The organism is Hafnia paralvei (assembly GCF_020150375.1).
GTDB lineage: Bacteria > Pseudomonadota > Gammaproteobacteria > Enterobacterales > Enterobacteriaceae > Hafnia > Hafnia paralvei.
In genome coordinates this window covers 2,984,173-3,004,235 of record NZ_CP083737.1, presented here as the reverse complement: position 1 = coordinate 3,004,235, position 20,063 = coordinate 2,984,173, and the positions used below count along the sequence as shown (strand labels likewise).

11 protein-coding genes are annotated in these 20,063 nt (G+C 48.8%); 2 read left to right on the top strand and 9 right to left on the bottom strand.

The genetic code is table 11. From position 1 onward, the window contains the following. Positions 1–107 precede the first annotated feature (107 nt). The gene (nrdA, locus tag K9N75_RS14125; RefSeq protein ID WP_008813956.1) at positions 108–2,393 is read right to left on the bottom strand and encodes a class 1a ribonucleoside-diphosphate reductase subunit alpha; all 2,286 of its coding nucleotides are present in this window, start codon (positions 2,391–2,393) and stop codon (positions 108–110) included. A 1,166-nt stretch (positions 2,394–3,559) separates the two neighbouring features. Further along, the gene (ubiG, locus tag K9N75_RS14120) at positions 3,560–4,303 is read right to left on the bottom strand and encodes a bifunctional 2-polyprenyl-6-hydroxyphenol methylase/3-demethylubiquinol 3-O-methyltransferase UbiG (protein WP_048797678.1); all 744 of its coding nucleotides are present in this window, start codon (positions 4,301–4,303) and stop codon (positions 3,560–3,562) included. Between the two features lie 247 nt (positions 4,304–4,550). Here ubiG and gyrA point away from each other — a divergent pair, with 247 nt between their 5' ends. Both gyrA and rcsC read left to right on the top strand, forming a co-directional pair. Beyond that, positions 4,551–7,199, top strand: a complete 2,649-nt coding sequence (gyrA, locus tag K9N75_RS14115) for a DNA topoisomerase (ATP-hydrolyzing) subunit A (RefSeq protein ID WP_008813954.1) — start codon at positions 4,551–4,553, stop codon at positions 7,197–7,199. Positions 7,200–7,334: 135 nt separating this feature from the next. Then, on the top strand, positions 7,335–10,193 hold the full coding sequence (rcsC, locus tag K9N75_RS14110) for a two-component system sensor histidine kinase RcsC (RefSeq protein ID WP_008813953.1): 2,859 nt from the start codon (positions 7,335–7,337) through the stop codon (positions 10,191–10,193). Between the two features lie 611 nt (positions 10,194–10,804). Here the strand turns inward: rcsC and rcsB are convergent. The 7 genes from rcsB to K9N75_RS14075 all read right to left on the bottom strand — a co-directional run bounded on the left by rcsB (position 10,805) and on the right by K9N75_RS14075 (position 20,007). Beyond that, the gene (gene rcsB / locus K9N75_RS14105; protein WP_004089576.1) at positions 10,805–11,455 is read right to left on the bottom strand and encodes a response regulator transcription factor RcsB; all 651 of its coding nucleotides are present in this window, start codon (positions 11,453–11,455) and stop codon (positions 10,805–10,807) included. Beyond that, positions 11,448–14,153, bottom strand: a complete 2,706-nt coding sequence (gene rcsD, locus K9N75_RS14100; RefSeq protein WP_224451760.1) for a phosphotransferase RcsD — start codon at positions 14,151–14,153, stop codon at positions 11,448–11,450. Before rcsD ends, rcsB begins: the two co-directional genes overlap by 8 nt. Positions 14,154–14,254: 101 nt before the next feature. Continuing rightward, positions 14,255–15,379 carry an ABC transporter permease gene (locus tag K9N75_RS14095; RefSeq protein WP_008813950.1) on the bottom strand — a complete coding sequence of 375 codons (1,125 nt, stop codon included), beginning with the start codon at positions 15,377–15,379 and terminating at the stop codon, positions 14,255–14,257. 9 nt (positions 15,380–15,388) lie between these two features. Then, entirely contained in the window at positions 15,389–16,534 is a 1,146-nt protein-coding gene (locus K9N75_RS14090) for an ABC transporter permease (RefSeq protein ID WP_004089570.1), read from the bottom strand. Beyond that, entirely contained in the window at positions 16,531–18,267 is a 1,737-nt protein-coding gene (locus K9N75_RS14085) for an ATP-binding cassette domain-containing protein (protein WP_130961519.1), read from the bottom strand. Before K9N75_RS14085 ends, K9N75_RS14090 begins: the two co-directional genes overlap by 4 nt. 11 nt (positions 18,268–18,278) lie before the next feature. Then, the gene (gene hlyD, locus K9N75_RS14080) at positions 18,279–19,277 is read right to left on the bottom strand and encodes a secretion protein HlyD (RefSeq protein WP_008813947.1); all 999 of its coding nucleotides are present in this window, start codon (positions 19,275–19,277) and stop codon (positions 18,279–18,281) included. Continuing rightward, positions 19,270–20,007 carry a CerR family C-terminal domain-containing protein gene (locus tag K9N75_RS14075; protein ID WP_224451759.1) on the bottom strand — a complete coding sequence of 246 codons (738 nt, stop codon included), beginning with the start codon at positions 20,005–20,007 and terminating at the stop codon, positions 19,270–19,272. The genes hlyD and K9N75_RS14075 overlap by 8 nt, the downstream gene beginning before the upstream one ends. Positions 20,008–20,063: the final 56 nt, after the last annotated feature.

Genomic DNA, 20,063 nt, shown 5'->3' with positions numbered 1-20,063 from the left:
TTCCCTTTATCTTTCAAGTTACAGGCGAGTTTGCCGTCGACCTGTAACTCGAAATTTATCGGGTCAATTGATGTCTGCTGTCGCAGAGTGAGTCGTATTGATCTTGATTAAATTTTGCAAGCACCGCTTTCGCAGCCGTCGTCTTCAGGCGTTGCCTGCAAGTCGTCTTGCACGTCCTCTGCTCCATCGCGGGTGTTTTGATAATACAGGGTTTTAGCCCCAAATTTGTACGCCGTCAGCAAGTCTTTTAACAGCTGCTTCATTGGCACTTTCCCTGATGGGAAGCGTGACGGATCGTAGTTGGTATTGGCGGAAATCGACTGATCGATAAACTTCTGCATCAGGCCGACCAACTGCAAGTAACCATCATTGTTTGGCATTTCCCACAGCAGTTCATAGGCGTTTTTCAGGCGATCATACTCAGGCACAACCTGACGTAAAATACCGTCTTTTGATGCTTTGATACTGATGTGACCACGCGGTGGTTCGATACCGTTAGTCGCGTTAGAAATCTGCGACGACGTTTCAGACGGCATTAGGGCTGACAACGTTGAGTTGCGCAGGCCGTACTGCTTGATATCGTTACGCAGCGCTTCCCAGTCGTAATGCAGTGGTTCGTTGCAAATGGTATCCAAATCTTTTTTGTAGGTGTCGATTGGCAGTATGCCTTGCGCATAGGTGGTTTCGTTGAACCACGGGCAAGCACCTTGTTCTTTCGCCAGCTCATTAGAGGCTTTCAGCAGGTAATACTGAATAGCTTCAAATGTTTTGTGGGTCAGGTTATTTGCGCTGCCATCGGAGTAGCGCACGCCGTTTTTCGCCAGATAGTAAGCGTAGTTAATGACACCAATACCCAGAGTACGACGACCCATCGCACCGCGCTTAGCAGCCAGAATTGGGTAGTCCTGATAGTCGAGCAGGGCGTCAAGCGCACGAACAGCCAGAACAGCGAGCTCTTCTAAATCGTCCAGCGAGTTGATCACGCCGAGGTTAAATGCAGACAGCGTACACAGCGCAATTTCGCCATTTTCATCGTTAACGTCGTTCAGCGGCTTGGTTGGCAACGCAATTTCCAAACACAGGTTTGACTGACGTACCGGTGCGATAGCCGGATCAAACGGGCTATGGGTATTGCAGTGATCCACATGCTGGATGTAGATACGGCCGGTGGAAGCACGTTCCTGCATCATCAGAGAGAACAGCTCGACCGCTTTCACTTTCTGCTTACGAATGCTGTCGTCAGCCTCGTATTGCATATATAAGCGCTCGAATTCGTCCTGATCGGCGAAGAAAGCATCGTACAGGCCGGGAACATCGGATGGGCTAAACAGCGTGATATCGCCGCCCTTGATCAGACGCTGATACATCAGGCGATTAAGCTGAACGCCGTAGTCCATATGACGTACGCGGTTGCCTTCAACCCCGCGGTTGTTTTTCAACACCAGCAGGCTTTCAACTTCCAGATGCCACAAAGGATAGAATAACGTTGCTGCACCGCCGCGTACGCCGCCCTGAGAGCAAGACTTCACCGCAGTCTGAAAATGTTTGTAGAAAGGAATACAGCCGGTGTGGAATGCTTCACCGCCGCGAATTGGGCTACCCAACGCACGGATACGACCTGCATTGATACCAATGCCAGCACGTTGAGAAACGTATTTCACAATGGCGCTAGAGGTTGCATTGATAGAGTCTAAGCTGTCGCCACACTCAATCAGCACGCAAGAGCTGAATTGGCGGGTAGGGGTACGCACGCCAGACATAATTGGCGTAGGCAGTGAAATCTTGAACGTCGATACCGCGTCATAGAAACGTTTTACGTAGCTCAGACGAGTGTCACGTGGATAGTTAGAGAACAGACAGGCTGCAACCAAAATATATAAGAACTGCGCGCTCTCATAGATTTCGCCAGAGACACGGTTCTGAACCAGATATTTACCTTCTAACTGCTTCACTGCGGCATAAGAGAAATTCATGTCACGCCAGTGATCGATAAACTCATCCATCTGAGCAAACTCTTCTGGGGTGTAATCTTCCAGCAGATGTTTGTCATATTTGCCCATTTCGACCAATTTAACGACGTGATCGTACAATTTAGGCGGTTCAAACTGACCGTAGGCTTTTTTACGCAGATGGAAAATTGCCAGACGCGCGGCCAGATATTGATAGTCTGGAGCATCACGGGATATCAGGTCTGCAGCGGCCTTGATGATGGTTTCGTGAATGTCCGCGGTGCGGATCCCATCATAAAACTGGATGTGAGAACGCAGTTCCACCTGAGAGACCGAAACATTGCTCAGTCCTTCCGCTGCCCAATCAAGCACGCGGTGGATTTTATCAAGATTGATACGTTCTTTGCTTCCGTCACGTTTGGTGACCAGCAGACTTTGATTCATAGGGCTATACCTGTCCGTGTGCGATCTCATGCTTCGAGCCATCGCATTATTTGCTAAAGGCAAGTTTGCGAAAAACACACGCGTTAAATTAGTGCAAAAACATTGTTGCAGTATCTTAACGAGTAGTGTCGATTTTATGCTGTGAACACAAGATGTGGTGTGTTAATCAAGGTGTGATAACAAGATAGTGTTCTTAGCGTGACTTTGCAAGTGAACAAAACGGCCCATAATTGTGGATAACTTGGGGGTGAAATGTTAAGTCAGGCGCTAACGTACCGTCATTACTGGCGGCAGCGGTGGAGAGGCTAGGGGGATAAGATTGCGCTTAAAAATAAAATAAATTGATCGACTGCTGGTTTCTTATTCGGTGGCGAAAAGTCAAATATTGATCACGGAAATATTGCGCTTATGTACTACGGGTGCAAGGTTTCGTACGCTGGTTGCTTATTAGGCTACTGTGTAAGTTTTGTTGATGTTATGGCTATGTAAGGTTCCGTGCGCTGGTTGCTTAATAGGTTACGGTGTAAGTTTTCGTACGCCTAATGCATCGAATATCACATAAGCCTTGTGCAGGCGTCCGAGTCGGGGGGCCAAGCGCTGCCCCCCGACACACCAGCTAGGTACCGTCCTTCAGCCTGCTTCGCAGGTGCCCGAAACTCGTCATTTCGGCCTTTACTGAACGAACGGCAATCGCGAGTATTCGGCGCATCCATGCGCCTCACCCCAACGGGGCTAACGCAAGCGTTGTTCAAATTTGCTCCAGGCAAATTTGTCCTGGCTCCTCCGTTCTTTCGCCGACATCCCTGTCGGCGAATCCTAGCCTACATTCCTCACTTCGGCTGAAGAACAACGTGCCGGAAAAGGTCAAAACCAAAAGACAAAATCAAAACGATTTTTGGTTTTTTAGTTTAAGTCTTGGCAGGGAGAGCCGGCACGACAGGGATGTCGTGACGGAGTTTGGGGCGCCCTGGATGGGCGATACCAAACCGGAGCGGAGATGGCGTCTCGGATAAAAAGCGCGAGGTTTGAAGGGGCGCGCGCTGGCGCCCCTCATCGGTCGCCTACGCCAGCAGGTTCATGGAAACGCATCTGCTGACCGGCGAACGAAACATTTCACTGCAATCCCATAGTCACCGCAATTCCATAGGATAAAACTGTATCGGAAATCAATCCCTAACGGTATGCACCATGTAATTCACATCCACATTCGGTGCTAGCTTGAAATGGTCGGTCACTGGGTTGTAGTGCAGGCCAATCATGTGGCGTTCGCGCAGCGGCGTTTCGTCGATCCAGCCAATTAACTCTGAAGGGCGGATGAATTTTTTCACATCGTGCGTGCCTTTAGGCACCATCTTCAGTACGTATTCAGCACCAATGACCGCCATTAGCCACGCTTTGTTATTACGGTTAATGGTGGAGAAAAATACGTGTCCACCGGGCTTAACCAGTTTTGCGCAGGCTAACACCACGGAACGTGGGTCGGGAACGTGTTCCAGCATCTCCATGCAGGTGACGATATCGTACAGCCCTGCGTGTTCGTTGGCATGCTGTTCAACGGTTTCCTGTACGTAGGTCACTTTGATGCCGGTTTCTAGCGAATGCAAACGTGCAACCTGCAATGGCTCAGCGCCCATATCCAGACCGGTTACGTCGGCGCCTTCACGCGCCATGCTTTCGGCCAGAATACCGCCACCGCAGCCAACATCGAGGATCTTCTTACCAAATACGCCGTCGGCGCGTTGCTGGATATAGTTCAAGCGCAGAGGGTTGATACGGTGCAGGGGCTTGAATTCGCCTTCTAAATCCCACCAACGCGAAGCCACCGCTTCGAACTTGGCAATTTCCTGCTGGTCTACGTTTTGTTCAGACACCGATCGCTCCTTTAAGATATTTCCGGCTGCGTGAATCATTCACCGGAAGGTAATTTTTGAGAAAATGCTTGGTGTGGATTATACAGATTGTTTGCCGTTTGCGGTTAATTCCGCCGTGCGTTGAAAAGCGCACAGGGTTTCGCACAAAATCCGGCTTTATGATATAATTCGCGGTCTTTGTCATCGTGTATGCGCTTTGATCTATTCGATGAATATACCCAAGGGTGTCTGTTAGGGTAGCGGCAGCAGATGAATCATCAGAAGTCAGTAGAGGGATAGCAGCTCCATGAGCGACCTTGCCAGAGAGATTACGCCGGTCAACATCGAAGAAGAGTTGAAAAACTCGTATCTGGATTACGCCATGTCCGTTATCGTCGGGCGTGCGCTGCCGGATGTTCGTGATGGACTGAAGCCAGTTCACCGTCGTGTTTTATTTGCGATGAATGTACTGGGCAATGACTGGAATAAAGCCTATAAAAAATCAGCCCGTATCGTCGGTGACGTTATCGGTAAATATCACCCGCATGGTGATAGCGCGGTATACGATACTATCGTTCGTATGGCTCAGCCATTCTCACTGCGTTACATGTTGGTGGATGGACAGGGAAACTTCGGTTCTGTTGATGGCGACTCCGCCGCAGCAATGCGTTATACCGAAATCCGTATGTCCAAAATCGCTCACGAACTGTTAGCGGATCTGGAAAAAGAGACCGTTGACTTCGTGCCTAACTATGACGGCACCGAGCAAATTCCGGCGGTGTTGCCAACCAAAGTGCCAAACCTGTTGGTGAACGGTTCTTCTGGTATCGCCGTAGGTATGGCGACCAATATTCCTCCGCACAACCTGAATGAAGTGATCAATGGCTGTCTGGCCTATATTGATGACGAAAACATTACGGTTGAAGGTTTGATGCAGCATATTCCGGGGCCGGACTTCCCAACTGCCGCGATCATTAATGGTCGTCGTGGTATTGAAGAAGCGTACCGCACCGGACGCGGCAAGGTTTATATCCGTGCTAAAGCCGAAGTGGAAGCAGACGAAAAATCTGGCCGCGAAACCATCATCGTGCATGAAATTCCTTATCAGGTGAACAAAGCTCGCCTGATCGAGAAAATTGCTGAGCTGGTTAAAGAAAAACGCCTTGAAGGCATCAGCGCTCTGCGCGATGAGTCCGATAAAGACGGCATGCGTATTGTGATTGAAATCAAACGTGATGCTGTCGGTGAAGTGGTGCTTAACCATCTTTATTCACTGACACAAATGCAGGTAACGTTTGGTATCAACATGGTGGCGTTGCATCAGGGGCAGCCTAAGTTGCTGACGCTGAAAGATTGCCTGCAGGCATTTGTTCGTCACCGCCGTGAAGTGGTGACTCGTCGTACCATCTTTGAACTGCGTAAGGCACGCGATCGTGCGCACATCTTGGAAGGTCTGGCGATTGCGCTGTCGAATATCGATCCTATCATCGAGCTAATCCGTCATGCGCCAAACCCTGCAGAAGCGAAAGCGCTGCTGGTTGCACGTGGCTGGGCGCTGGGCACCGTTGCCGCAATGCTGGAACGTGCCGGTGATAACGCGGCGCGTCCTGAGTGGCTGGAACCACAGTTCGGTATTCGTGATGGTCATTACTATCTGACCGAACAGCAGGCTCAGGCCATTCTGGATCTGCGTTTGCAGAAACTGACCGGTCTTGAGCATGAAAAACTGCTTGATGAATATAAAGAGCTGCTGGAGCAGATTGCTGCCCTGATCTTTATTCTGGAAAGCCCAGATCGCCTGATGGAAGTTATCCGTGAAGAACTGATCGCGGTTCGTGACCAGTTTGGCGATGCGCGTCGTACTGAAATTACTGAAAACACTGCTGATATCAATATCGAAGATTTGATTTCGCAGGAAGACGTTGTTGTCACCTTGTCGCATCAGGGCTATGTAAAATATCAGCCTCTGACCGACTATGAAGCGCAGCGTCGCGGTGGTAAAGGCAAGTCCGCAGCACGAATTAAAGAAGAAGACTTCATTGACCGCCTGCTAGTGGCGAATACGCATGACACCATTCTGTGCTTCTCAAGCCGTGGTCGTCTGTATTGGATGAAGGTTTATCAGTTACCTGAAGCGAGTCGTGGTGCGCGTGGTCGTCCGATCATCAACCTGCTGCCGCTGGAAGCTAACGAACGTATTACCGCAATCTTGCCGGTTCGTGAATACGAAGAGGGCCGCCACGTCTTTATGGCGACCGCGAGCGGTACCGTGAAGAAAACTGCGCTGACTGATTTCAGCCGTCCACGTAGCGCCGGTATTATCGCTGTGAACCTGAACGAAGGTGATGAGCTGATTGGTGTGGATCTGACCGACGGTAGCAACGAAGTCATGTTGTTCTCTGCGGCAGGTAAAGTGGTTCGCTTCCCAGAAAGCCAAGTACGTTCAATGGGCCGTACCGCAACGGGTGTTCGTGGGATTAACCTCAACGGTGAAGACCGTGTGGTATCGCTGATCATTCCTCGTGGCGAAGGCGACATTCTAACCGTGACTGAAAACGGCTACGGTAAACGTACCGGCGTGGCAGAGTACCCAACCAAGTCGCGTGCGACTCAGGGCGTTATCTCCATCAAGGTGAGTGAACGTAATGGTAACGTGGTCGGTGCGGTTCAGGTTGATGCCTGTGACCAGATCATGATGATCACCGATGCCGGTACGCTGGTGCGTACACGTGTTTCCGAAGTGAGCGTAGTGGGCCGTAATACCCAAGGTGTTACGCTGATCCGCACCGCAGAAGACGAGCATGTTGTGGGTCTGCAGCGCGTTGCTGAACCGGAAGAGGACGATGAAGTTCTCGACGGTGAAGAAGGTGCAGCGGTTGAAGGTGACGTCGCTGACGTAGCCGAAGATGCTAACGATGCGCCAGAGCAAGATGAAGAGGGTGATGAAAACGCGTAATTTCTAGCGTTTTGCTCACCTGATAAAAAAGCCAGTGCAGATGTTTTGCACTGGCTTTTTTTGTCTTCAATGATTAGTGTGATACATGAGTTTGGTTTTCCCGTTTAACTGATCTATTTCTGTTATGGTAATTCTTTGAAATATCTTGCTTCTTTCCGAACAACGTTACGCATCTCACGTTATCTATTCCGCTCTTTAGCGCTGGTGCTGTGGATACTGGGTGCTTTGCTGACAACGTTTTATATTCTCAATGAATTTCATGAGAAAGAGTCCGATATCCGACAAGATTTCAACCTGAGTTTTGATCAGGCACAGAGCGTGATTAAGCACTCCGCCAGCATCATGCGCGATATTCGCTATATTGCGGAAAATCGCTTGAGTTGGTCCGTTACTGGGCTTGATATGATCAATGGTGTCTTCAGTGGAAAGAATACGCTGCCCCCGCTAACGCCGATTTTTCCAGAGTCAGATTGCCAATTACTGAGTGATAACTATCGCAACTCGTTAGAGTCATTGAGTAATTTCATTAACTACTGGAAAGAGAATTTTGTTGCGGCATATGACCTCAATCGCATTTTCTTTATTGGCGGTGAGAGCTTATGTTTGGCGGATTTTGGTATCCGCAATACGCCGTTGGATCAAAGTCATGTTTTCCGCAATCTACATCAGCGTATTTTGACGTTCCAAAATAGTAATAATAAAGAAAAAGAAAACACGCTATTTTGGGTAATCCCGAGTGCGCAAAATGATGCGGGAGCGCTTTATGTTATTACGCCTGTCTATATTGCTAACAAGTTAGAGGCTTTGCTAGGTACTGAGCAAAATATCCGCCTAGAAGATTTTACCAATCCATCCACGCTACCCGTGGGTGTGACGTTATTAAATGATAACAATGAAGTTTTAATGACTTACACTGAAAATGGCGGCGAGTTGCCTTCTATTTCCGGTATTCCCAACGATGATAACTATTTTGGCTATAACAGCGGATACGATACGCTGTTGCTGAAAAAGAAATTGAATCCGTCAGGGCTGAGCATCATCTATTCATTGCCAACCAGCGTATTGCTTGAACGTTTTAATCTATTGCTGATTAATGCGGTTATCATGAACCTGATCAGTGCGTTGATTCTCTTTGTTTTAACGTTGGTATTTGAGCGCAAAATGTTTTCTCCGGCAGAGAATAACGCGTTCCGCTTAGAGGAACATGAACAATTTAACCGCAAAATTGTGGCTTCTGCTCCCGTTGGAATTTGTATCCTACGCATAAAAGATGGCAGCAATATTCTTAGTAATGAACTGGCACATAACTATATCAGCATGTTTACGTCTGAAGATCGGCATCGAATCACGCGGATTATCTGTGAGCAGCCGAGCAGCGTTGTGGATGTGATTACGAGCCAGAACCAGAATTTGCAAATTAGTTTTGTACATTCGCGTTATCGCAATGAAGACGTGGCGATTTGCGTTATGGTTGATGTGAGTGCACGCGTAAAAATTGAAGAGTCGTTACAAGAATTAGCTAATGCGGCAGAACAGGCAAGCCAGTCGAAATCGATGTTTTTGGCAACGGTTAGCCATGAATTAAGAACACCGCTGTATGGGATCATTGGTAATTTAGATTTGCTGCAAACTAAGTCGTTACCAGAAGAAACACAGCGTCTGCTGGCGGCAATGAGCAATTCTTCTGGTCTGCTGTTAAAAATCATCAGCGATATTCTCGATTTCTCCAAAATTGAATCTGAGCAGTTAAAAATTGAGCCGGGAACGTTCGAGCCACGCAAAGTTATACCGCATATTATCGGCAACTATTTACCGCTGGTCGTGCGTAAACGCTTGGTCATGTATTGCTTTATTGAACCCGAAGTCCCCGATTCTGTGGCGGGTGACATCATGCGTATCCAGCAGGTGTTATCTAATTTGTTGAGTAATGCGATTAAGTTTACTGACACTGGCTGCATTATTCTTCAGGTGCGGGTGCAGGATTTCTATCTTGAATTCCGTATTCGTGACACTGGGTTGGGTATTCCATTCCGTGATGTGATGAAGCTGTTTGATCCCTTCTTCCAAGTGGGGACAGGCGTGCAGCGTCATTTCCAAGGTACAGGTTTAGGGCTCGCCATTTGTGAAAAACTGGTGAGCTTGATGGATGGTGATATTGCCGTTGAATCTGAACCGGGGATGGGAAGTATATTCACCGTACGTATCCCGATGTATCAGGCTGTGGCTTCCAATCCTCAGGTTGAAGCGCTGATGCAAAAGCCTATCTGGCTAGAAATACATAACGCGCGCCTAGAAAGTTATTTACTCAAGCTGCTAACGTTAGCTGGAGCCGATGTACATCTATGCTGCGCCAACGAGCAGGGCGATGAGCATGGCGTCCTGATTTCCGATCATGACGTGACTTTATATCAGCCGGTGAAGGCTCATATCCGTTTGTCAGCGGAATATATCGGCCATGCTAAATGTAAAGACGATGGCTCATGGGTATTGAGTACAGCGGCTCCGCTAGAGTTGCTGAGTATTCTGCGCCGGATCTTCGCTCCAGAAGATATGGCACTACTGCCGGGGCTCTCTGAAGAAAGCTCCAACGTTGAAGTTCATGATTACAGCGACGTGCATATTCTTATTGTGGACGATCATCCCATTAACCGCCGATTGCTCGCCGATCAGCTTATCTCGTTGGGATATCACTCCGTTTCAACCGCCAGCGATGGCCTCGATGCGCTGGGCGCATTAGCCAAACTTCATGCTGATATTGTGCTGACCGACGTGAATATGCCCAATATGGACGGTTACCAGCTAACCGCTCGCCTGCGTCAGCAGGGCCGCACAGCGCCGATTATCGGTGTGACCGCGAATGCTTTAGCCGAAGAACGCGAGCGTTGTATTCAAGTTGGGATGGATAGTTGTCTATCTAAGCCGGTGACGTTAGAAGAACTGCAGGCATCGCTGGCACATTTTGCGGAAGTCGTAAGGAAAGGGCGACGGAGTTAGTGTTTCTGTGATGGTGTAGTTTTTTGTATGGTTTTATTTATGTTATGACGGTGTAATTTTTCGTACGCCTAATACACCGAAACCTGCCTGCACTCTGTGCAGGCGTCCGAGCAAGGCGGCTCAATCGCCGCCGCCTTGCATCCAGGCTTGGCACCGTTCTTCAGCCTGCTTCGCAGGTGCCCGAATGTCGTCATTCCGGCCTTAACGGAACGAACGGCAATCGCCATCCTGGCTCCTCCGTTCTTTCGCCGACGTCCCTGTCGGCGAATCCTAGCCTACATTCCTCCCTTCGGCTGAAGAACAACGTGCCGGAAAGGTCAAAATCAAAACAAAAAGCGTGGACGGTTTTTAGTTTAAGCATTCGTAGGGAGAGCCGGCACGACAGGGATGTCGTGACGGAGTTTGGGGCGCCCGAGATGGGCGATACCAAACCGGAGCGGAGATGGCATCTCGGATAAAAGCGCGCGAGTGCAGAGACCACGCGCTGGTGGTCTCTGCCCGTACGCCTTCATTGGTGTCTCAGTGACGCTCGATACTGACTGGCGGGCGGAACCTTACACAGCCATAACATAAAACAAAGCCGTGCAAAAATGGCACCGGTGTATGCACCCTTACTCTTTATCCACCGACATAATATTCACGGAAGAAAGATAGTTCAGCAGTGCGATATCGTTATCAACGCCTAATTTCAGCATTGCAGATTTCTTTTGGCTACTGATCGTTTTGATACTGCGGTTTAGCTTTTTAGCGATTTCCGTTACCAAGAAACCTTCGGCAAACAGACGCAATACTTCGCTTTCTTTTGGTGACAAACGTTTATCACCATAGCCACTCGCGCTGATCTTCTCGAGCAGTTTAGACACGCTTTCTGGCGTGAATTTCTTACCCTTTTGCAGCGCGGCTAAGGCTTTCGGCAAATCAGCCGGTGCTCCCTGTTTAAGAACGATACCTTCAATGTCTAATTCGAGAACGGCGCTCAAAATAGCAGGGTTATTATTCATCGTCAGAACAATAATCGACAAATGAGGGAAGTGGCGCTTGATATATTTAATCAAGGTAATGCCATCGCCGTATTTGTCACCCGGCATGGAAAGATCGGTGATCAGTACATTCGCATCCAGCTTAGATAAGCTATTGATGAGTGCCGTTGAGTCTTCAAATTCCCCGACAACGTTAACCCATTCGATTTGTTCAAGTGACTTCCGAATACCGAATAGGACAATTGGATGGTCATCAGCAATAATTACATTTAGGTTATTCATGTTGTTGGCTACCTAGTAGAAGCAGTCGGCTGACAAAAGTATCAATCTGACTGATCAAAATCTTTATATTTGTTACGTCGCTTTCTTTTATGGCGTGCTCTAACTGTTCACATAACGTTTTGCCGGTAGGGATGTTAAGCATGGCAAAAACGCCTTTTAGGCGATGTGCAGTTAGTGAAAGCGGGGATAAATCACTCTGTTCCGCCTCAGTATACAGTTTCTGTACATCTTCCGGTACTGTTTCAACAAACAGGGAAAAGTAATCCTTTGATTTAAAAGGAGTGCTATCAGATGCTGGCTCTTCATTTTCGGCATAATCCGTATCGATTGGCGATTCTGTGACCGCTATTTGCTGTTCAATAAGTAGCAGAATGGCGTCAATTAGCGGCTCTGTCAGGTTGAAATTTGCCTTAATGCGATGCGGCGCATACTCTTCAAAGCCATCGATGTCTGACACTAAAAGCAGTGTGTAGTCATCAGCATTGTCGGGAGAATCCGTGAGCGTAATATCATATTCTTCATTGGCATCTCGGCCATCTGCAATAATCGATGCCGCTCCAAACGCCGCGAGTTTATGTGTAATCAGGCTGCGGATTTCATCGGACGTAATTTGCAGGTATGCCGTAATTCCATCGAGTAATTTTTCGGACTCTTCTTCCTGCTTTTCGACCGGATGCATAATGCAGTTGAAGTTGTACCTTGTGCCAATATCATCTTTGCTTTGGATATCCAGTCTGCCACTCATTCTTTTGCACAACTGACCACAAAGATAATAGGTCATGCCTGAGCCTTTAGCGAAACGGTCGCTCTGCGGCTCGCCTAAATTGGGGTAGCGGAGACCATAAATTTCCTTGTTCGACACGCCGGTTCCCGTATCACTGAGTTCAAAATAAAGATGGTCTGGTGACTCAGGTTTCTGCGTGACTTTTAGCGTGATCTTTCCATACACCGTGGTAATAATTGAATAGTGCAACAGCATGGAAAGTACTTGTTCCAATGATCGTATATCACCGATGAATTCTCTTTCTGGCTCGATATCGGTGTGATTGATCAATGTTAACCCCTTGCGGCGAATTTCCGGCAGGCTGCGTTTGAGTAGTTCATCAATACGCTTGTTGAGGTTGAACGTTTCAGTGACCGGGCGCCAATCGCGGTTTTCTATTTCAGTCAGTAGCGTGATTTCATTAATTAAAACCTGTGCGTGTCGAGCTTCAGCCCACAGCAAATCCAGTACGCGCGGGTCATCTTTATTATTTTGGATATCCGTGACCAGCTTCTGAATATTGCTCAGGGGATCGTTAAGCTCACGGCTAAGATTGCTGGTCATTATTTTTCGTGCGGTAAGATTTTTCTCATATTCACTCTGCGCCTGTTTCAGCTTTTTGCTGACCATCATCTCTTTATCCAAATCGCGCATTAGGAAAAGGGCAGATTTAATATTCTGCTGGCTACGCACCATTTGAATTTCATACATTTCATTATTGACCGTAGCCTGAATCCGCCCCTGATGCTCCTGCGCCATGCTGGCAATTTTACTCAGGCTGAGGTGCGGTAGCAGGTGATCGGCAATCTTATTGCTGGCAACTACGGTATCAGTGTCAAAGCGATAAATCAGCAGGCCGATCGGTAGGTGAGTAATGATCTCCTGATTCATCTCTTGCTGGGCGCTCAGCTGCGCCGCCATGCGTTTACCTGGGCGGATATATTGATGACGCACAAAATAAAAGCCCGTAAATGACAGCGCTAACACCAGCAGATTGATTAAGAGCAGCCAGAAATTATTTCTTAGCATATCTACAATCAGGGTCGTCGCCGGAACATTGAAATCCACCTTCAGCGGCGTGTTATACAACGGAGCGCTAATTGTCAGCCATGGCCACCTTAGCGTGGTATAAGCCGCAGGAATTTCCTCACGAGACATCATTTCCGATAGCGAGTCAGGATTTTCTGTAATTTGGAAGCGTTGTACCGGCAAATCGCGAGGCAGAATATCGCCGACGGGCAGGTCAAAAGCGACAACGGTGGCCAAATGTCCCGGATTATTGAACGTGGTACGTAAGGTAAAATAGTAAGAGTTTAGGAAGCGAAATTTGCGCAGCCCTGAGAACCCTTCGCGTTCATCCAATGAGTTAGATTGTTGTAGCATTTCGGCTTTTCGCGACTCGACCACGTTGCCGAGATATCCCTCTTTATAGCGCGCGGAGAGATCTTTCATCGGCATGGTCGAGATCAGAATCAGGCTATTATCTTGCCCATTCAGATAATACATCGAATAAGTTTCTGTCTCTGCGCCCCACAGGATGTCGAGATAGTTCGACATCCGCATCGCGAGATCGCTGGTCGTTACGTCGTGTAGGCCGAAAATTAAAGCGTCAGTCTTATGACGGCTCTTCTCCAGCAGATAGATATCGGGGCGTAAACGGATTTCATTGACAGGAGAGGGTAGCTGCACCGAATTGCTGGCAGAAAGATTGTCATAGATTTGGTAGGTCACAAAGCGATAGGTTTCGATGCGCTTTTGTAGCTGGTCGGCCACCGATGACAGCATGGTTTGTTTGCTGTTGATATATGCATTGACATAGTTATAGCCATACAACAAGTTTGCTAGAACCAGTAGACAAATAAACAACGCATAGCTGCGGGTAATCCCTGAAAGTGAAGCATCGTTGCTTTTAGACGGTTCCTTCGGACTTAACATAGTGTTGATATGACCCTACCTAGACAAATTCTGTGTCGCAGTATAGCAATAGTGTTGCGAACTGACATGAGTTGCTTATGGTTTCGGATATATACCTGTTTTCACGCAATCTTGCGTCTAAACATGGCATAAGCAGCGCTGCCCGTGGTGAGCGTTATCACCAACAGCGGCCATAAACTGTGCCAGATAATATCGAAGCTAACATCCTTTAAATAGAGTTCTTTGGTGATATCGGTGAAGTGGCGGATGGGGTTCACCCACGTCAGGTTTTGCAGCCACACGGGCATATTTTCCACCGGTGATACATATCCTGACAGTAAAATCGCGGGCATCATAAAGACAAATACGCCGATAAACGCCTGCTGTTGGGTTGAACAGAGCGATGAAATCAGGAGACCAAAACCCACTAATGAAAGCCCATAGATCAGCATCGTAAAGTAAAACAGCAGCAGCGATCCGGCAAATGGGATCTGATAAGCAAAGATCCCAATCAATAACACGATAGTGGCTTGGAAAGTGGCGACTATCAGTGCGGGAATCGCCTTGCCGACAAAGATCTGCCAAGTATTAAGCGGCGAAACCAGCAACTGTTCCAGCGTCCCTTGTTCACGCTCGCGCGCAACCGAAAGGGAAGTGACGATCAGCACGCCGATAGTGGTAATCATGGCAATCAAAGATGGCACCACAAACCATTTGTAATCTAGATTCGGGTTGTACCAGTTGCGTACCACCAACGCTGAGTTTTTCTGGGCCAAATCTTGTGATTGCGCTGGCTGACCGCTGACCAATTCTTGCTGATAATCACGCACGATTTGTTGCACGTAGTTTGCGGCAATTTGGGCGCTGTTCGAGCTACGTCCATCCAGTATTAACTGCAATGGCGCCTGATGACCAGACAGAATATCGCGAGAGAAATTGGCTGGAAAACGGATCAGCAGCAGCGCTTGACGGTTATCAATCGTAGGTGCAATTTCCTGCGGACTGTGTAGCAATAAAACGTTTGAAAATGCCTTTGCCTTGGCAAAACGCTGTGTGAGCTCAACAGAAGATTGACCGCTGTCTTCACTGTAAATTGCGATGCTGGCGTTAGTCACCTCCAGCGTCGCGGCAAAAGGAAACAGCACTACCTGTAAAATTACTGGCATGATTAAGATGGCGCGAGTCTGTGGATCGCGCAGTAGCGATTGAAGTTCTTTAACGATCAGAGTCCACAGTCTATAAAACATAACACATCCTTAATCCAGACGACGCTTGGTTTTCCAGGCGGTAAGCCCGATAAATACCACGGCGGAAATAATCAAAAACAACAGGTTAACGAGCAGAACGCTGCCGATATTCCCAGCTAAAAATAGCGTTTGTAAGGTACTGACAAAGTAGCGTGCGGGGATGACATAAGTCACCGCCTGAACAATAGCGGGCATGCTGTCGATTTCAAAGATAAAGCCAGAAAGCATCACCGCGGGTAAGAAACCCGCATTCAGCGCAACCATTGCGGCATTGAACTGGTTACGAGTAATAGTTGAAATTAACAGCCCCATTCCCAGTGTGCTTGCCAGAAACAGACTGGTCATCACAAACAATATCGCCAGCGAGCCTCGATAGGGTACGCCCATCACGAATACCGCCACCAGCATACACAGCGTCATAGCGAGCAGACCCAATATGTAATAGGGCAATAGCTTAGAAAGCAGCAGTTCGGTACGCGTTACCTGCGTAGACAGCAGGGCTTCCATGGTGCCGCGCTCCCATTCTCGGGCAATGACCAGCGAGGTTAGAATCGCACCGATTACCGTCATGATAATGGTAATGGCGCCGGGAATAATAAAATGTTGGCTGATCGCGGCAGGGTTAAACCAATAGCGTAGCTGCACGTTGATTAATGGCTTAAATTCACCACCGTTATCAACAGCGCGCTGTTGTAACCAGATTTGCCAGATACCTTCGGCATAGCCTTGCACAAAGTTTGCTGTATTAGGTTCACTGCCGTCGGTAATAACCTGAATGGGAGCTTTTCCCTCTGGGCGAGCCAATTGAGCAGAGAAATCGACGGGAATCACGATCAGCCCACGAATTTTCCCAGCCTGAAGTTTCTTAATGAGGCCCTGACGATCGTCGCTCACCGTAGCCGCGATATAGGGGGAACCAATAAAGGTATTTGCCAAATCGCGGGCGTCTTCGGATTGCTGTTCCATTAAGATACCGACATGCAGTTTGCTGGAGTCTAGATTGATACCATAGCCAAAAATGAACAGCAGCATCAGCGGAATGACCACGGCAATTAACGCGCTGCTTGGATCACGCAGGATCTGTGCGGTTTCCTTGCGACATAACGCGCGCAGCCGCCGCCAGGAAAAATGGATATTGTTAGCACTTTCACTCATGACATTTGCTCCTTATCGTATCCCTGAACCAGCTCGATGAAAGCTTGCTCCATGGTCGGGTTTGGATTGTCATCGTTGGCGACGCTGTTTTTTAGCTGATCGGGCGATCCTGCGGCGATAATTTTGCCGCGATAGACTAGCCCGATGCGATCACAATATTCCGCTTCATCCATAAAGTGCGTGGTGACCATAACCGTGACGCCTTTATCAACCATACCGTTAATGTGCAGCCAAAATTCTCGGCGGGTGAGGGGATCAACGCCTGAAGTCGGTTCATCCAGAAAAAGGATGTCAGGTTCATGCATCAGCGAACAGGCTAACGCTAGCCGTTGCTTGAAACCCAGCGGCAGAGAATCTGGGGTTTGGTCTAAAATCGGCGTGAAGTTAAAGGCATTGATCATGCCGTTAATTTTGTCTTTTTGCTGTTTGCCTTTCAGCCCGTATACGCCGGAGAAGAACTTCAGATTTTGTGCCACCGTCAGATTGCCATAGAGCGAAAACTTCTGCGCCATATAGCCCAAATGCTGACGTGCTCGACCAGAATCGGTTTTTAGATCCAGTCCCAACACCAACGCTTTGCCGCTGGTCGGTTTAAGTAGGGCACACATCATTTTGAAAGTGGTGGACTTACCTGCACCATTGGGTCCTAAAAGACCAAATATTTCGCCGCGTTTGACCTGAAAATCAACGTGGTCAGTAGCGGCAAAATCACCAAACTTTTTGGTTAGCTGCTGCGCCTCAATGACGGTTTCAGCGGGATCGACTTTGACCTGCGGCATAATTTTCGCCAACTCAGATTCATGGTCGGGCCCCCCGCCGAGCAAATCGATGAAGGCATCTTCAAAACGCGGCTCGGCTTCAAGCAACTCGGCTTCAGGCTGTTCGAGCGCTTGTAACAAAGCAGAGTGATCGGCGTTTTCCTTCAGAATCAAACGCAGATATTTACCTTGGATGACACCATCACTGACCGATGGGAGGCAGATAGCACGTTGCAGCAATTTACGGTGTGAGATGCCTTTAGCGCGCAGTAAAATGGTGCGGCCCGCCATGCGTTGGGTTAATTCTTGTGGGGCGCCGCTGTAAAGCAGTTTACCTTCATTCATCAGCAGAACTTCTCGGCACTGCTCGGCTTCATCGAGATAGGAGGTGCTCCATAGGATCAGCATTCCTTCGTCTGCCAGCTCGTGCACCATGCGCCAGAGTTCGCGGCGAGAAATAGGATCGACACCGACGCCGGGTTCATCCAGCAGCAGAACTTTGGGCTCGCCGACTAAGGTACAGGCTAAGCCAAGCTTTTGCTTCATTCCTCCGGATAGCTTACCGGCTAACCGTTCGGTAAAACGGGTTAAATCCGTAAACTTCAGCAGTTTTTCGAAGGTTTTTTGCCGCTCCTCACCGATTACGCCACGCAGATCGGCGTACAGCGTAAGGTTTTCGATAACGGTGAGATCTTCATATAGTCCAAACTTTTGCGGCATATAGCCCAAAATAGCGTGCAATTCGCTGTCTTGGGCAATGGGATCCAAACCGACTACCTGTATTTTGCCGGTGCTTGGTTTCAGAAGACCAGCGAGCATACGAATGAGCGTCGTTTTCCCTGCACCGTCCGGTCCGACGAGCCCCATTACGGCACCACTGGCAATGCGCGTAGTTAGACTGGCGACCGCCGGTTGTGCCATGCCCGCAAAACGCTTTTCTACGCCGTCGAGCACGATTTCGTGTTGCGTACTCATGCTTGCATTCCTTAGCGTGTTGCGCCGTCGTCGTTGAAGCGCAATGTGACAGGCATTCCTTGACGTAGACTGTCATCTGCATCGGTTACGATAACACGCAGGCGATACACTAAATCGGTGCGTAACTCCGGTGTTTCGACGCTTTTCGGGGTAAATTCTGCGGTTGGCGAAACAAAACCGATTTTGCCGTGATAAGGTTTATTTGGGCGACCGTCGGTATAAATCTGTATTTCCGTTCCTGGTATGGCTTTGCTGAGGTTCTCTTCACTGACATACGCGCGGATCCAAACTGGTCGGGTTAACGATACGCTGAATACCGTGCTGCCAGAGGCCAGCATGGTGCCGGGTTCTACCGCACGAGTCAGAATGGTGCCATCCGAGGGGGCAATCAGCTGAGTATCTTTTAGATTAAGTTCCGCCTGATCCGCCGCAGCCTGAGCCTGAGCTAAGCTCGCCTGCGCCTGTTCAATTTCCTGCGGGCGGTTACCTGTTTCATATTGAGACAGCTTATCTTTGGCCGCCTGCAAATTAGCTAATGCCTGATTGCGTGCGGTTTTGGCATCTTCCAGATCGTTGGCAGAGGTGGCTTTACTTGCCCACAAGCCTTGCTGACGTTTCAGATAACTGTCGGCGTAGCTAAAGGCCGCCTGTTGCTGTGCAACGGCAGCGCGAGCCTGAGCAATCTCTTCAGTACGATAGCCTGCTAGCAATAAATCCAGCTGAGCTTGGGCTGCTGCGACGTTGGCTTTAGCTTCGTTTAGCGAGTTGACGAAGGGGGCATCATCAAGTTTTCCCAACAACATTCCGCGGGTCACGGTATCGCCTTCATCCACGTCCAGCGAAGCCAGGCGCCCCCCGACGCGAAAGCCTAAGTTTACGGTTCGAATATCCACATTACCGTAAAGCGTTAAACCACGATCCTCATGGCTGCGGTAGTAGTAAAAACCACCGAGCGCGAGGGCAACAATAACCAGTACGGCAACGATCCCAATAAGCTTTTTGTTATTCATCACTATTTCCATACGTAGTCGACTGCATCTGACCGTGAGATGAATAAGTCATACGCAGTCCGTTCAGTAATAACTCGATATGTTGTTGTAATACCTGATTAATTAAATCAGCCTGTTCGGGGCCAATCGACGCCCAACCGGCCTGAATCCGTATCGTTTCGCGCGCCATGCGAAAAGCCAACACTTCGCCTAATAAGGCGTGTGTATGCAGGGTCGTAATGCTGCTTTCAGGGGGCAAACCGCTGTAACCCGCGACCAGTTTTGTCATTAGCTGATGCAAAGGGGCAATACATTGTTGATGGATCAGCGGGTAGGCGGCGGTGGGGGCCAACTGCTCGCGGGACATTATCTGGCTGAGATGCAGCGTTTCGGGCTGCGTCATCAGATGACAGAAAATGCTCAGGCCGCGACGAATAAAGGATAAGTATTCGCTTGGCGCGGGGGCCTTCTGCGCAAGAAACAGCGAGCACTCGTGCTCTAATGGGGCAAACGCTCGGCTAATAAACTCGCTGATCCATCGGGCCACGGCCAGATATAACCCCTCTTTAGATTGAAAGTAGTAGGTAATTGCCGCGATGTTTTGCCCTGCTTTTAGGGCTATATCGCGTGTGGTGGCCCCTTCAAGCCCGCGTTCGCCGAAGAGAATAATGGCGGAATCTATCAGCGCTTGTTTTGCTTGCTCGCCGCGGGATGTGGTCGGCGTATTTAAAGGTTGGTCAGATGATTTCATCGCCACGCCTAAAGTTAATCATATGATTGATTAACTTTAGGCGCTAAAGATCTGGC